We start from the raw sequence: 13,932 nt of genomic DNA on the forward strand, positions 1-13,932 counted from the left end.
GCGCACCCTGGTAGTGCCGGCCGCTGGCCGGCACCCACCCCATCTCCATACATCGGTAGTGCCGTCCGCTGGCCGGCAGCCTCCGGGATCAGGCGGCGACGCTTTCTTTCAGCGTCGCGTAATCGGTGAACCCGACCGCACCACCGCCGAAGAACGTTGCGCGATCCGGCGGGTTCAGCTCCGCCCCCAGACGCAGGCGCTCGGGCAGGTCCGGGTTGGCGATGAACGGGCGACCGAAGCCGATCAGGTCGGCCCAACCTTCAGCCAGTGCCTGCTCGGCGCGCTCGGCGGTGTACTTGCCGGCGTAGATCAGGGTGCCCGGGTAGACCATGCGCAGCGCCTGCTTGAACGCCACTGGCATCAGCGGTGCGTCATCCCAGTCGGCCTCGGCGATGTGCAGGTAGCCCACGCCCAGCTCGCCCAGCAGGTGTGCCGCCGCCAGGTAGGTGGCCTGCGGCGTATCGTCCACCGCGCCCTGCAACGTCGTCAGCGGCGCCAGGCGCACGCCAACGCGCTCACCACCGGCTTCTGCAGTCACCGCCTGCACGACCTCGCGCAGGAAACGCAGCCGGTTCTGCAACGAGCCGCCATAGCCGTCGCTGCGCTGGTTGGCCTGCGAGTCGATGAACTGGTTGATCAGATAGCCATTTGCACCGTGAAGCTCGACACCATCGAAGCCGGCGGCCAGCGCATTACGCGTGGCCTGCGCGTAGTCGGCGATGATACCCGGAATCTCGGCCTCGGCCAGCGCGCGCGGCATCGAGTGCTGGATCATCTCGCCCACGCCCGCTTCCGGGCCGGCGCCGGTGGGGTCGACAAACACCTTCACGCCCTCGGCCAGCAGCGCCGACGACGACACCGGCGCGGCACCGCCGGGCTGCAGCGCCACGTGCGAGACCCGACCCACATGCCACAACTGGGCGTAGATGCGACCGCCTGCAGCGTGCACGGCATCTGTCACCTGTCGCCAGCCCTGCACCTGTTCCGGGCTGTGGATGCCCGGCGTCCAGGCATAGCCCTGGCCCTGCGGGCTGATCTGGGTACCTTCGCTGACGATCAGGCCCGCGCTGGCCCGCTGCGCGTAGTAGGCGGCCATTTCCGCGGTGGCAACGTTGCCGTCGGCGGCACGCGAGCGGGTCATCGGCGGCATCACGATACGGTTGGGCAGGGCCAACAGGCCCAGACGGTGGGAAGTGAACAACATGGCAGCGATCTCTTGCGGGGGGACTGACCGCAAGGATGGGGATGGATGCCGCAGTGCAACAGGCGGATCGTGGCAAAACAGTTGTGCCTGGCAGGCAAGGGTGGCGTGGCCATTGGTCAGAGCCCCTTCCTGCGGAACGGGATCCGACCCCGCGCGCAACCGAGGTCGGATCCCTTTGCAACGCAAAGGGCTCTGACCCCGAAGCGGGTTACAACGTGGGCTCGATCAACGCCCCGCCATGCGCCACGCGGTCATAGCACGTGCGCACCACGTCTTCGCCGTACTTGCGCTCCAACCGGCGCACGATGAAGTGGCCGCGGGCCATGTCCTGGTAGTAATCGGTGAACATCGTATTGAGCGTCGCACCGGCAGCGGCACCCACGATCGGCACCGCCTGTGCGGCGAATTTCTCGGTGACCACCACGCCGAAGCGCGCGGCTACCTTCTCCACCATCTTCGCCAGCAGCTTGCCGGCTTCCTTCGGCGCTACGCCCAGGGTGAGATCGCGGCCGGTCACCACGCGCCCGGCCAGCTCGGCCGACAGATGGCGCATCACATCGGTGGTGAAGCCGCGGGCCAGGTAATAGCCCGTCTCGCTGGCGTCATCGCGCGGCGAGTTGCCGCCCAGCGCGAACACCTCCAGGCAGGCCTGGCGGGTACTGAACTCGGACAGGTCGAAGCCTTCGCTGCGAGCCACGTCGGCCACCGCGCGCATCATGATGGTGGTCGACACCGGCAGCTCGATGAACAGCGCGGCAAAGCCAAAGGCGCCGCCCACCGCACCGGAGGTCGCTGCGGCCAGCTTGTGCCAGCGGGTGGACGCCCCCTTGCCGGGGGTGTTGTCCATGCTCCACAGCGCCGCCTGCGCCGACTTGGTCAGCGCCGCCTGCACCGCGCCGTGGATGCGATTGGAGACCGAGCTGGGCAGCGCCTTCACCGCGAACTCCAGCGGCGTGCCGACCAGATTGGCCATGCGCGCGGTCAGGGTCGGCGCTTCCAGCAGGGCCACCGCCCGCTGCAGGTCAGACCAGTCGCGGGCGTCATGGGCAATGTCGCGGGGAAGCAGGATGGGCTCGTTCATGGCGCTGATCTTAGCGCCAGGGAGTTGAACGGAGGGTGGTGCCGGCCGCTGGCCGGCAACCTGATACACGTCACGAAGGCCGCTGAATTGCCGGCCAGCGGCCGGCACTACCAGTTCGCGTGTCACCCGGTAGCGCCGGGCCATGCCCGGCGTCGTTGTTCAGGCCGTGGGCAACCCCGACAGCGCGCCCATGAACTGGCGGTAGTGACGCAGCTCGGCGATGGAGTCATGCACATCGCTCAGCGCGGTGTGGTTGCTGTTCTTGCCGACGCCAGCGGCCACGCTCGGCGCCCAGCGCTTGGCCAGCTCCTTCACCGTGGACACGTCCAGGTTGCGGTAGTGGAAGTACTTCTCCAGGCGCGGCATCTGGCGGTGCAGGAAGCGGCGGTCCTGGCAGATGGAGTTGCCGCACATCGGCGAGAGGCCGGCCGGGATCCACTGCGCCAGGAAATTCACCGTCTGCGCTTCAGCCTGGGCAAGGGTCACCGTGCTGTCCACCACACGCTGCCACAGGCCCGAACGGCGGTGCTGGTTGCGGTTCCACTCGTCCATCGCTTCCAGCGTTTCCAGCGGATGGTGGATGGCGAATTCCGGACCTTCGGCCAGCACGTTGAGCTGGGCGTCAGTGACTACGGTGGCGATCTCGATGATCGAATCGTTGTCGGTATCCAACCCGGTCATTTCCAGGTCGATCCAGATCAGTCGTTCGTTGGCCGCGCCGTTGTCCGCCATGTGTCGCCTCGTTGCTGGGCAGGCGCGCGGCCTACCGGTGAAGGAAAGAGGCGCCCATCATACCCGTTCGCCCTTCAGCCCTCGCCGACGTGGTCTTCCAGCAGCAGCGGCGGCTTGCCACGCTTGGCGCGGAAATAGTTGGTCAGGCGCATGCTGGCTTCCTTGGCCAGTACCCCACCGTGGATCTCCACCCGGTGGTTGTGGCGGGCATCGCCAATGAGGTCGAACACGCTGCCGCAGGCACCGGTCTTGGGGTCGCTGGCACCGTAGACCAACCGTGCAACGCGCGCGTGCACGATCGCCATTGCGCACATCGCACACGGCTCCAGGGTCACATACAGCGTGCTGCCAAGCAGGCGATGGTTCGCCAGCAGTTTTCCGCCCGCCCGCATGGCCACGATCTCGGCGTGTGCGCTGGGGTCATGCGAGGCGATGTTGAGGTTCCAGCCCTCGCCCAGCAGTTGGCCGTCGGCACCGACCAGCACTGCACCCACCGGGATCTCGTCGAACTCGCGTTGTGCGCGCTCAGCCAGCGCCAGCGCGTGGCGCATCCAGTGTTCGTCGGTGTCGTGCACCGGCACACCCAGGGCGTCGGTCATGGCGGTTCTCGCGTGTCTGCAGGGCCAGGATGGCCGCCGGGGCCGCATTGTACGCCCGCAGCCGTGCAGGCGCCGCTAGCGCGCGTCGAAGCGCTCGCGGGCAGCGTCCAGCGCCGGGAAATTGTGCTCGGCCCAACGGTCCAACGCGGTCAGGGTGTCTACCAGACTGCGCGCAACCTCGGTCAACCGGTACTCCACGTGCAGTGGCTTGCCGCCCAGATCGCAGCGCTCGATCAGACCGTTGCGCTCCAGCTGTCGCAGGGTCTGGGTCAGCACCTTCTGCGAGATGCCTTCGATCTTCCGCAGCAGCGCACCATTGCGTTGCGGGCCCTCGGCCAATGCCGGCAGCAGCAGCATCACCCACTTGCCGGAGATCAGTGCCAGCGCATCGCGCGCCGAGCAGTCGGCGGCATAGACATCACCGGGAAAGGCCATGGTTACCTCAAAGTGCGTAATTGCCGGGGCATGCCGGCACCGCGAGGATGGTCGCACATCCCAATACGCCCCTCCCTCATGCGCGCTCTGATCCTGCTGGCCCACCCCGAACCCCGTTCCTTCAATGCCCACCTGGCCATGCAGGCGGCCGAGCAGCTGCGGCACGACCATCTGCAGGTGGACATGGTCGACCTGTATGCAGAAGGCTTCGATCCGCTGGAAGCGGCCTGGCACCATCCACGGCGCCTGCAGCCCGAGCGCTTCGATGCCCAGCGCGAACAGCGCTACAGCGCCGAACACGACCAGTTGCCCGCCGATGTGCGGCATCACCTGCAGCTGCTGCAGGCCGCGGACCTGGTGATCCTGCAGTTCCCACTGTGGTGGTTTGCGGCGCCGGCCATCCTCAAGGGCTGGCTGGACCGCGTGCTGGTTTACGGACCGATGTACAACAGCCGGCAGCGCCACGAGCGCGGCGTGATGCGCGGCAAGCGTGCGCTGCTGAGCGTCACCACCGGCTCATCAGCACGGGCGTGCGCGCTTGATGGCCGCGAGGGTGACACCCGGTTGCTGCTGTGGCCGTTGATGTACAGCCTGCGCTACGTCGGCTTCGAGGTGATGGAACCGCATGTGGTGCATGGCGTGCGCTCAGGGCTTGCAGCGGAACGCGTGCAGGCCCACGACGAAGCATTGGTTGCAGCCACCCTTTCCTACCGCGAGCGACTGTCGCGATGGCGGCAGTGGCCGACCGTGCCCTTCAACAACAGTGAGGACTTCGAGGATGGTGTGGCGCTGCGCGCGGAAGCGACTGCCTACAGTCCCTTCATCGGCCATCGCAACGCCGGATGAATCCGCACCTGCAAGCACGGCCGGAAAGCTTCATACTGCGCATTCCTGCAAGCACCTTGGTGAACATATGACCACCCTCCGTCTCTCTCGCGCTGACGACGGCGCCGCCCTTGTCGATCTCTGGCGCCGCGCCGTCGACGCCACCCACGACTTCCTCAGCACTGAAGATCGCCTGGCGATCGATGCCGAAGTCGCCGGTTTCCTGCCGCAGGCGCCGATGACCGTTGCTGTCGATGCACAGGATCGGCCGCTGGGCTTCATGCTGATCGACGGCACCCACATGGAAGCACTGTTCATCGATCCGGACGTGCGCGGCACCGGTATCGGTCGGCAGCTGCTGCAGCACGCACTGGCCCTGCACCCGCAGCTGAGCACCGACGTCAACGCACAGAACGCGCAGGCCGTGGGCTTCTACCTGCGCATGGGCTTTGTCGAAACCGGTCGTTCGCCGCTGGATTCGCAGGGCCGCCCGTATCCGCTGATCCACCTTCGGCATAAGGCCTGACATCCGTTGGCAGCAGCTGCGTGTTAGCGTGGCTGCTTTCGATCAAGGAATGCCGTACATGGATGGTGCAAAAGCCCTGTTGACCCTGTTTGCGCTGGGCATCAGCCTGGTCTGGATCCTGGTGCCGTTCGCCATCTTCGCCGTGCGCAACCTGCTGCGTGAGGTACTGATCGAGCAGCGTCGTACCAATGAACTTCTCGAGCATATCGGCGGCTACCGCATTCCGAAACCGCAACCCGAACCGACCGTCTGGCGCGCGCCCTGAGCGGGCGCACGCCCGCCGTGGCTCAGGCTGTCGCCTCGAAGGCCGGTGAGTACTGCACCTCGCCCTGAGCCAGCGGAGGCTGCAGGCAAAGCGCCTGGAAGTACTCCGCCGGCACGCCCGGCAACACCAGGCCCGGCTCGGCACGGAAGCCGAAGCGCCCGTAATAGGCCGGCTCGCCCAGCAATACACAGCCATGCGCACCCTGCTGACGCAGTGCTTCAAGTGCGGCGCGCATCAGGGCCGCACCGATGCCCTGCCCCTGCCACGCGGGCAATACCGAGATCGGGCCCAGACCAAACCAGCCCGTGCTTCCATCGCTGACCGTCACCGGCGACAGGGCAATGTGACCGACCACCTGACCCTGAGTTTCGGCGACCAGCGAAATGCTCAACTCCCCGCGGGTGCGCAGGGCGTCGACGATGAACTGCTCGGTGTGGCTGCTGTGCGGGGCTTCGCGGAAGGCGGCCTCGGTGAGTGCATGGATGGCGGCGTGGTCGGCCGTGGTTTCGGTGCGGATCATGCAGTTCAAGAGAACGCCTTTGATAACGTGATGAATGCGTGAATTATTGATTTACGTCGCAGATTCAACCGCGAACAGGCCCTGCCAGCAAGGCCAACGCGACACCCGAATCCCCTGTGCTGCAGTCGATTCGCCGGAATACACCGCATCGGGCGCGTCAAAAAGCCGTCGCGGCGGTGGCGCTGCGTTCCTGACACGCTCCATAATCGAGAAACCTGTCACCCAGGAAGGATATATGGACATGGACGCACGATGCAGGATCAGGCCATGGGAGTAGCGCTCCCTGAAAGGAAAAGGCAGCCGCTGCTGGCGTTGCTCGCCCTTATCCCACTGGCCGCATGCTCGCCCTATGCTGATGCCGAGCGCGACGTCGCCGCTGGTGGGCGCGGCCTGGCCAAACTCAACCCATCACCGGAGCAAGGCTACGAGCTGGTGCTGACACTGAAGGATGCCCCCGGTCCCTTCGCGGTGGTCGAGGGCGTTGCCCAGTACGACGCACGCAACTACGCAGCATGTGGGCGGATCGTACCTGCAACGGGCACTGCGGGCCGCATCACCAGTCAGGAACCTATCGCACTGCGCCAGGTGGGCGAGAACGAATACCGCGGCACGTTCTACCTCGACCGAATGCAGGACGAGGATTACTACGGGCGTGGTGTCTGCCATTGGGCGCTGACGGGAGTCGGTGCGATGTTGCGCGCTACGACCGGCGAGGCGGATACGCGATTCCTGACGTTCATCGACAAGGAGCGCATGGAGAACGAGTCTCCTCTGACGCTCTACTACCCAAAGTTGATCTATCCACTCGCCGCCACCGTCGCCAACTATGGCGCCAGTGGCGAGGAGAATCCATCAGAGTACAGCGAAGATCTGCGCGACGCGCTGTTCTCGACCACCACCACTGTGCAGAAACTCGCGCCATGAGCTGCCAGTTCAACCATTCCTACCCCCAAGGAGGCCGACATTGCGCCACAAGATGATCCCGTGCCTTGCTCTGCTTCTATTGACCGCCTGCAATCCGGAGACCGCCATGAACCAGGAACGTGCCGCTGCTGAAGCCGATGTCGCCCAGGGTGGGCGTGGCCTCGCCAAGCTCAACCCCAGCCCGCGCAAGGCCTATGAACTGGTGCTGCGCCTGAAGGATGCCCCCGGTGATTTCGCGCTGGTTGAAGGTGTCGCGCAGTACGACGTGACCAACGAAGACCAGTGCGGGCACATCGAACCGGCCACCGGTACCGCCGCACGCATCACCAGCCAGGAGCCGGTGGAGCTGCGCAAGGTCGCCGACGGCGAATACCGCGGCACCGTGTACCTCGACCGGATGCTGGATGAGGACTACTACGGTCGTGGCGTCTGCAAGTGGGAATTCAGCGGCGCCGGCGCGATGCTGAAAGCCACCGGCGCCGAGGGTGAAACGCGCTTCCTGTCGTTCATTGAGGCAGCGCCGTTCGTCAAAGGCGAGACCGAAACTCGCCACTATCCTCGCGCAGACTATCCGCGTGTGAACGAGATTCCTGATTACGGCGCAAGCGGCCAGAAAGATCCCACCAAGTTCCGGCCTGAACTGCAGAATGCGCTGTTCTCCGCTTCGCTTGAAGCCAGTGAGGTGCGCCAATGAGCCTCAACAGCCAGGACTATGCTGCACTATCCGAAGATGCATACAAGGATTATGCGGTCGGTCGTCGTGCACCTGGTCAAGAAGAGATCGTCCCGATCAACGGCCACAAGTACAAGATTCTTGAGCATGTTGATAATCGACTGAACGGCTATCAGGGAACGATCTACCAGCGAGTCGACACCAATGAAATTGTCGTCGCACATCGCGGCACCGAACAGATCGCACGCGATGCAATTCTGACCGATGGTGGCATGGTCGTCGCCCGCACCAACGTGCAGGCTCCGGACGCCATCGCGCTGACTCAACGCGCCCTCGCCTACGCCAAGAAGGAAGGGCAGGATCTCGGACAACGTCCGCCCGAAGTTACCGTCACAGGCCACTCCCTCGGCGGCGCCCTGGCCCAGATCACCTCGCACCACTTCAACGTCAAGGGCGAGACCTTCAACGCCTACGGCGCGGTCAGCCTCAGCTACCGCATTCCGGAAGGCGGCAACACCATGATCAACCACGTCATGGCCTCCGATCCGGTCAGCGCTGCCTCGCCGCACTTCGGCCAGGTCCGCATCTACGCCAAGCCCGACGAGATCAAGACGCTGGCAGCGAACGGCTTCAGCAATCACGCCCTGCGTGATCTGATTCCAGACCGTCCGATCATCGCGGCCACCAGCTCATTCGGCGCGCACAAACTGGGCAACTTCCTCAACGAAGGCTCGGTGCTGAAGCACCCGGAAACGCAGAAACTGGCGAAAGACAACGCCAAGATGATCGAGGAGTACCGCGACGACGTCGAATCACTGCGCCGCGGTGTTACCCGTGCAGCACGCGGCATCCCGGGCGGCGCCATCGATCTGTACGACCACCTCCGTGGCCCGCTGCAACCCGGTGAGCCGGCCCGTCGCGAGGCGGAGAAGAACGGCCATCACACCAGCATGCTGCGCATGGACGATGCCAATCACCTGGGCAACCCGCTGTTCAACGACGCGATCCGTGGCGTGCATGCGCAGGACGTTCGCGTCGGCCGCGTGCCGGACGTGATGAGTACGCAGTTGGCCGGTAGCCTGGCGGCGGAGATGCACGCTGCAGGCGGCAAGCGCATCGACGAGGTGGTGATGAATGCCGACGCCTCGCGCAGCTTCGCGGTGCAGGGCCTGGGCGGCGACCCGGCGCATCTGCGCGTGTCGGTGGACACGGCCGTGGCGATGAACACCCCGCTGGAGCAGAGCAGCCAGCGGATTGATCAGCAAGCTGCGGGACAGCGCCTGGCACAGGACCGCGATCAACAACTGGAACAACAGCAGAACCAGACCCGCAGCATGCAGGCCTGATGAACAGCGCGGGAACCGGTCAATCCGGCTCCCGCGTCACTTCGGCCCTCTGCCTCAGGGGCTGGAGGCCGCGACCGGCGCGGACGCACTGGCGGTCACGAACAGATCCGGCCCGGAATCCGGGAAGCCACCACAGGCGCGATCACCCGGCGCTACCGGATCACAGGGCCACTGCGCCCGCGCGACCTTTTCGCGCAGCTCGAAGCGATCCCCAGTCCAGACCACGAAGGCCAGGTGCTCGCGGTTCCAGTCACTGTAGGCACGCGGACCGACCTGATGCGCCGTCTCCGGGTACTGCACGAACCAGCGCATGGCCGGGCCATACTGCAACTTGCTGTGGTCCAGGCTGATCCGGCCCTCGCGCGACAGCTGCCGTGCACGATCGGCCTCCGTCACCTGGGGCATGGCCGGCATGGCGTCGGCGGTCACATCCCTCGGCGCGGCATCCCCGCGAACCTGGTACACACGCTGGGCCACATAGGCCTCGCGGCAGTCACCCGCTGGCACACGTACCGGCTCCGCGCCGTACTCATCGCGGTTGGCGACCCGGTCGCTGCAGGTGAACGGTGCCGACACCAGGTAGAACGTGCTGTCGGCGTCGCGTCCTTCCAGCGAGCGCACCCAGATGTCGCCCATCCGCGCGATGAAGTCCGGGCGCTGGCCGTAGCCCGGCACCGCCTTGAACCAAACCTTCTGTTGCACCTCACGCTCGCGCCAGCTGCGCGGCAGGTGGATGTCCTGCTGGGGCAGCGCGACCAGCAGCGCGGCCAGATGCGCCGGCATCGTGCCCTGGCAGGCGCCGATCAGCAGCTCGCCCTGGGCCGCCAGCCGCCCAGCAAGATCCACCGGGCAGCGGGCACCAAGCGCACGCTCGGTCGCCTGCTCGGGCGGCAACGGCACGATGGCCAATGCGGGCGGTGCGGGCGCTACCGCCGGAGCGGCTGGCTCGGCGGCGGCTGGCTGTGCAGCTACTGGGGCCGTCCCTACAGCCGTCGCGGGCGGGGGCGTCGGGTTTGCAACGGGCTCCGGTTGTGCGTCCACCACGGGTGTTGCAGGGGCTGGCGCGGCAGCGGGTACATCGGAAGCCGGCGCCGCGACAACGGCATCGGTCGCCGCGGGCGCTGCAACAGACGCCGTCCCTGCAGGCACGTCAACGGTCGGCTCGGCAGCCGGGGGCGCCTCCACGACGGGCGCCGCTGTCTCCTGAGCTTGAGCCTGTGCCGACGCTGCGGCAAGTCCAAGTGACAGCAGCCAGAGCGGCGGCAGGCGGCGCGCGGATGCATCGCAGCGGGCAGCGGCGTGCCGGGCATTCGAGGGAACGATTCGCATGTGGTGTCCTTCCGAGTGGGTTTCCATGTCGGCGCCACAGGGCGCCACGCGTCGTACGTAAAGCGCCGGCGGGTCCCCTGCCCGCCGGCATCAGGTGTTACAGGGATCGAGAACGCTGCTCCTGCTCGCGGGCGAGCGCGGCCGCCGGGTCCTGCTGGGCGACACTGGCAGCCAACTGCTGGCTGCTCTGCGCCAGCGGCTGCTGGGCGGCCTGCTCCCGGTCAACGGACGCACGCAGCATCGCCGGATCTCCCAGCGTGCCCTGCACCGCAAACAGCGTGCGCCCGTCGTTGCCCGCCAGCAGATGATCGATACGCGACAGGCCGGCCTTCTGCGCGCTCAACGCCAGCGCGCCGGCGGCGTTGTCCAGTTCCTGTTCACTGCGCAGTCCGCTCTGCACCCCCATCTGCTGCAGGTGCTGGCGTGCCCCCTGGAACAGGGCGTGTCCCGGCTCGCCCGGCTGCGACATGTCGCGCAGGGTGGCCTGCTGCGCCGGCGCCCCTACTTCGCCCCGCTCCAGCCGCGCCATCACATCAGGCGTCAGCTTCTGCTGCCACGCATCGAATCGCTGCTGGCGGGCCTCGATGCCGTTAAGGCCACCATTGATCGCGCGCGTCGCTTCGCGCACATCCTCGCGCGCCGCCTCCGGCACGCGCGTTTGCCACTGCCACACCGCAATACGGCCCGCATGCTCAGGCTGCGCGGCCAGTTCCGGTTGATTCACCAGATCCAGATCCAGCGCCTTGCCGGCACGCTCGTAATTCTCTTTGCCGACCAGCGGCAGATAGCCGCGACCGTGATACTTCAATGCTTCGCCGGGCGCATCATTGCCCATGCGCCCGCCGTACATCAGCTCGGCCAGATTCTCCGGACGGCCGCGCAACGCGTCCTGGCGGGCGTCCTCAAGCGCGCCATTGCCATTGCGCCACGCCGCTTCCACCGGGATCTGCGAGATACCCCGGGTGAAGTTGAAACTTTCATTGAGCCGGCTCAGGCCACGGGACTCGTGCCCGGCCTGCGCCATGAAGTTGGCCAGTTCCCGGGACGAGGTGATGCCGGCCTCCGTGGCCTGCCGCAGCAACTGCGACTCTCTATCCTGCGACACGGTGAAACTCCTGCTCGATCATCGTTGGGTACTCCCGCCTCCTCACAGGCATGGCACTCAGGGCAAGCTCACGTCGGCGACAACGGACGGATCGAAATCCTCGAACCGCACCCGACCAAGTTCGGCCGCCGAGAAATCGCGTGTATGACTGGCCTCGGTCTCGGTGTCGACCACCCTGCGCTGCACGCCATGCACCCAACAGGCCTCGTCGGCCGGAACGTAGCGGAACGTGTAGATGCTGCTCCAGCGCTCACGGCTCCCGCCGTTGGTGATCACACTGAACGCGCCATCCTCGATGGTCACGTACGCGAAGGGGTCGCCGGCAATGCCCCCACGGGTGGAGCACGGCACCAGCTTGTCGTTGCGCGCGGCCAACTGCCATCGGCCCGCGGCGTCACCCAGCAGCAGCAACAACACCCGGTTAGGACCGTGCTCGCCGGGCACCAAGCCGTCGGGTGCCGGTTGATCGATCACCAGCAACTGGTCGTCGATCCCGTTGCCGGTGAGATCGCCGCGTACCGCCTCCAGCAGGTTCGCGCCGGACGGAACGAACGCCAAGGCATTGTCCATGTGTACGCCACTCCCCTTCTGCATCCCCTGCAACTCCTTCAATCCCGTCCTGCCAGTATCCGAGCGGAGGCCGGAACCGGCGCCATGCACCACGCGCGCCCAGCGTCCGCCATGCCGGATGATAGCCCTGAGCCCACGGCGACCGCGACGGTGGCAAGCGTCATCCGCAACGCGGGTGATCAGAGTCCTCATGGACGGAAAAGCTCCTGCGTTCGATGGCACCGATGCGTCGGGATTTTGACGCGCACGCAGCTTACTTCGAGGAGGCGGGGCTCGTCGAAGGGGGCTTGGGATGAAAAGCGCACTTGATCACAGAAAAAGCGCGGTTAACGTGAATGGTGGCTTATCCGACAAACAGATCCGCGTTGGATGGCGCCGGGGATGCATCGCCTCCCGCAGCCCCGCCGGCCTGAGGTTGCGCGGAAAGCGTGCGCTGCTTATCGCGCCCGAACATGCCCATGCTGGTGGCAACGGCCACAATCAACGCTGCGCGCGCCATGTTGGTTACCAGGACCATCATCGAGTCGCGGCTGCGGCCGGTGATTATCCGGTAGTCTTGCGGCCCTTTTCCACAGCGCAGCAAACGGGCATCCCCCCCCTAAGAAAGATGCGCCTTTCGCATCGCATTCTGGATGCCGTCGTTCTCGATCAAACTTCTCGGCGTGCAGCTTCTTCAGCCGCAGGCTCTCACCCCAGACTCTCGAGTCGCTTGGTGCCAAGTGCTTTCATGCCACCAAATTTCCTCACCGCAGGTCGGAACGACGCCTTTTCACGTCCAATCCCCTTGCCATTGAGGATTGGTCTCCAAGCCGCCTCGCACTCAATCCCGGGGCGATGCGAGATCCAGCATCTGATCCGCTGTCACTCATCCTTCCGCCACCACGCACCCGAGTTACGGAAGCCGATTCGCCTCTACACCAAACGCCCGAGCCAGCGCGCAACTACCGGGCACCTCACCATTTCGACCTGCCTGACATTCAATCTTCCGGATTCTTTCCATAAAGGACTGTGCCAGGACGCCAGTCGGACGACCACAGACTCGCTATTGGATTTTTAGAATTCCTCGAAGATCGGCTCAGAGCAAGCGGAGTAGACGGCAGCACAATCGCTCCCTCCTTTCGAGGCACAGAGGCGGGAGGCAAACTCCGTGGCACTCTCGATCGTTGCACCTGTACCAAACTGCGTGGTTCCACCTGTGCCCGAGCTGGCGACAACGGCGGCCACGCATTGATTCTTATATGTAATTGTAACCTTACATCCCACTCCGCCGGATTCAGCACACTTCCTCTGCGCCTCTTCAACGGCCTCCGTCTTCCGTACCCGCCCTGTTGAGGAGCCAGAGGCGCCCGACGGCGCCAATGATATTGCGCCCCAAGTCTTGATCCATTTACCCGTCGCTCTGGGCCCACTGGTAGCTGCACCTTCGCCTCCAGGAATCGGGGCGCAACCACCGACTCCCTTCCCTCCGATCGGGTACTGCCCAGGAGGACATCGCCCCTCAGCCCGAGCCTCAAGGGCCGATGTGGCGAACATGAACACCAACGGCGCTAGCAAATGGATCATTCTCATCAGGCAACTCTCCTTACACAGACAACGCGCATCTCCGCGGGCTAAATAGGTGCCTTGGCAAATCGGCCTGTATCCGACGGCCTATCGGCAACATGTGGAGATCCAGTTGATCTACCCATCTGCCCCACGCCGCTTGCTCCATGCCCGGTGCTCCCCTTCTCTGGAGCCGGAGGCGTGTAGTAACTACCCGGCGGCTGCCCGCTCGGGCCCGGCGCCTGCGCAACCGGGC

The 13,932-nt window shown here is 65.6% G+C and carries 16 protein-coding genes and 1 pseudogene; 6 read left to right on the forward strand and 11 right to left on the reverse strand.

Translation table 11 applies throughout. The features are described from left to right. Positions 1–88: 88 nt before the first annotated feature. From ACX9OT_RS08120 to ACX9OT_RS08140, 5 genes are all read right to left on the reverse strand, one after another. Positions 89–1,204, reverse strand: coding sequence for an alkene reductase (locus ACX9OT_RS08120; RefSeq protein WP_459001645.1), 1,116 nt, complete (start codon positions 1,202–1,204; stop codon positions 89–91). Between the two features lie 208 nt (positions 1,205–1,412). Next, positions 1,413–2,285, reverse strand: a complete 873-nt coding sequence (locus ACX9OT_RS08125; RefSeq protein WP_046986287.1) for an EcsC family protein — start codon at positions 2,283–2,285, stop codon at positions 1,413–1,415. A gap of 159 nt (positions 2,286–2,444) precedes the next feature. Continuing rightward, positions 2,445–3,017, reverse strand: a complete 573-nt coding sequence (gene orn, locus ACX9OT_RS08130) for an oligoribonuclease (RefSeq protein WP_459001647.1) — start codon at positions 3,015–3,017, stop codon at positions 2,445–2,447. A gap of 74 nt (positions 3,018–3,091) precedes the next feature. Continuing rightward, a complete protein-coding gene (gene tadA / locus ACX9OT_RS08135) occupies positions 3,092–3,616 on the reverse strand; it encodes a tRNA adenosine(34) deaminase TadA (RefSeq protein ID WP_459001649.1) in 525 nt (174 codons plus the stop codon). 75 nt (positions 3,617–3,691) lie between these two features. Continuing rightward, positions 3,692–4,051, reverse strand: coding sequence for a winged helix-turn-helix transcriptional regulator (locus ACX9OT_RS08140; RefSeq protein WP_032129513.1), 360 nt, complete (start codon positions 4,049–4,051; stop codon positions 3,692–3,694). Positions 4,052–4,129: 78 nt separating this feature from the next. Between ACX9OT_RS08140 and ACX9OT_RS08145 the strand changes: the two genes are divergently transcribed. The 3 genes from ACX9OT_RS08145 (at position 4,130) to ACX9OT_RS08155 (ending at position 5,667) form a co-directional block, all read left to right on the forward strand. Beyond that, on the forward strand, positions 4,130–4,897 hold the full coding sequence (locus tag ACX9OT_RS08145; protein WP_459001651.1) for an NAD(P)H-dependent oxidoreductase: 768 nt from the start codon (positions 4,130–4,132) through the stop codon (positions 4,895–4,897). A gap of 67 nt (positions 4,898–4,964) precedes the next feature. Continuing rightward, positions 4,965–5,402, forward strand: a complete 438-nt coding sequence (locus ACX9OT_RS08150) for an acetyltransferase (protein ID WP_071227607.1) — start codon at positions 4,965–4,967, stop codon at positions 5,400–5,402. A gap of 58 nt (positions 5,403–5,460) precedes the next feature. Then, a complete protein-coding gene (locus tag ACX9OT_RS08155) occupies positions 5,461–5,667 on the forward strand; it encodes a hypothetical protein (protein ID WP_071227606.1) in 207 nt (68 codons plus the stop codon). 22 nt (positions 5,668–5,689) lie between these two features. Here the strand turns inward: ACX9OT_RS08155 and ACX9OT_RS08160 are convergent, their stop codons facing one another. Next, positions 5,690–6,196 carry a GNAT family N-acetyltransferase gene (locus ACX9OT_RS08160; RefSeq protein ID WP_049462139.1) on the reverse strand — a complete coding sequence of 169 codons (507 nt, stop codon included), beginning with the start codon at positions 6,194–6,196 and terminating at the stop codon, positions 5,690–5,692. Positions 6,197–6,439: 243 nt separating this feature from the next. On the opposite strand from ACX9OT_RS08160, the gene ACX9OT_RS08165 reads away from it, so the two are divergent. Genes ACX9OT_RS08165 through ACX9OT_RS08175 form a run of 3 tightly spaced genes read left to right on the forward strand, consistent with a single transcriptional unit; the run spans position 6,440 to position 9,130 of the window. Further along, the gene (locus ACX9OT_RS08165; protein ID WP_440977542.1) at positions 6,440–7,111 is read left to right on the forward strand and encodes a hypothetical protein; all 672 of its coding nucleotides are present in this window, start codon (positions 6,440–6,442) and stop codon (positions 7,109–7,111) included. Between the two features lie 40 nt (positions 7,112–7,151). Continuing rightward, positions 7,152–7,805 carry a hypothetical protein gene (locus ACX9OT_RS08170; RefSeq protein ID WP_180845080.1) on the forward strand — a complete coding sequence of 218 codons (654 nt, stop codon included), beginning with the start codon at positions 7,152–7,154 and terminating at the stop codon, positions 7,803–7,805. Next, on the forward strand, positions 7,802–9,130 hold the full coding sequence (locus ACX9OT_RS08175) for an XVIPCD domain-containing protein (protein ID WP_180845081.1): 1,329 nt from the start codon (positions 7,802–7,804) through the stop codon (positions 9,128–9,130). The genes ACX9OT_RS08170 and ACX9OT_RS08175 overlap by 4 nt, the downstream gene beginning before the upstream one ends. A 54-nt stretch (positions 9,131–9,184) precedes the next feature. Here the strand turns inward: ACX9OT_RS08175 and ACX9OT_RS08180 are convergent, their stop codons facing one another. The 5 genes and pseudogenes from ACX9OT_RS08180 to ACX9OT_RS08200 all read right to left on the reverse strand — a co-directional run bounded on the left by ACX9OT_RS08180 (position 9,185) and on the right by ACX9OT_RS08200 (position 13,703). Beyond that, a complete protein-coding gene (locus ACX9OT_RS08180; protein ID WP_429000443.1) occupies positions 9,185–10,459 on the reverse strand; it encodes a hypothetical protein in 1,275 nt (424 codons plus the stop codon). 97 nt (positions 10,460–10,556) lie between these two features. Further along, complete coding sequence (locus ACX9OT_RS08185) at positions 10,557–11,564, reverse strand: XVIPCD domain-containing protein (RefSeq protein WP_180845083.1); 1,008 nt, start codon at positions 11,562–11,564, stop codon at positions 10,557–10,559. A 57-nt stretch (positions 11,565–11,621) separates the two neighbouring features. Next, positions 11,622–12,158 (reverse strand): hypothetical protein, encoded by a 537-nt coding sequence (locus tag ACX9OT_RS08190; protein WP_032129521.1) that lies wholly within the window; start codon positions 12,156–12,158, stop codon positions 11,622–11,624. Positions 12,159–12,555: 397 nt separating this feature from the next. Then, a pseudogene (locus tag ACX9OT_RS08195) lies at positions 12,556–12,693 on the reverse strand (type IV secretion system protein); the annotation flags it as partial. 494 nt (positions 12,694–13,187) lie between these two features. Continuing rightward, positions 13,188–13,703 carry a DUF4189 domain-containing protein gene (locus ACX9OT_RS08200; RefSeq protein WP_164080294.1) on the reverse strand — a complete coding sequence of 172 codons (516 nt, stop codon included), beginning with the start codon at positions 13,701–13,703 and terminating at the stop codon, positions 13,188–13,190. Positions 13,704–13,932: the final 229 nt, after the last annotated feature.

It is taken from the genome of Stenotrophomonas genospecies 3, assembly GCF_054473855.1.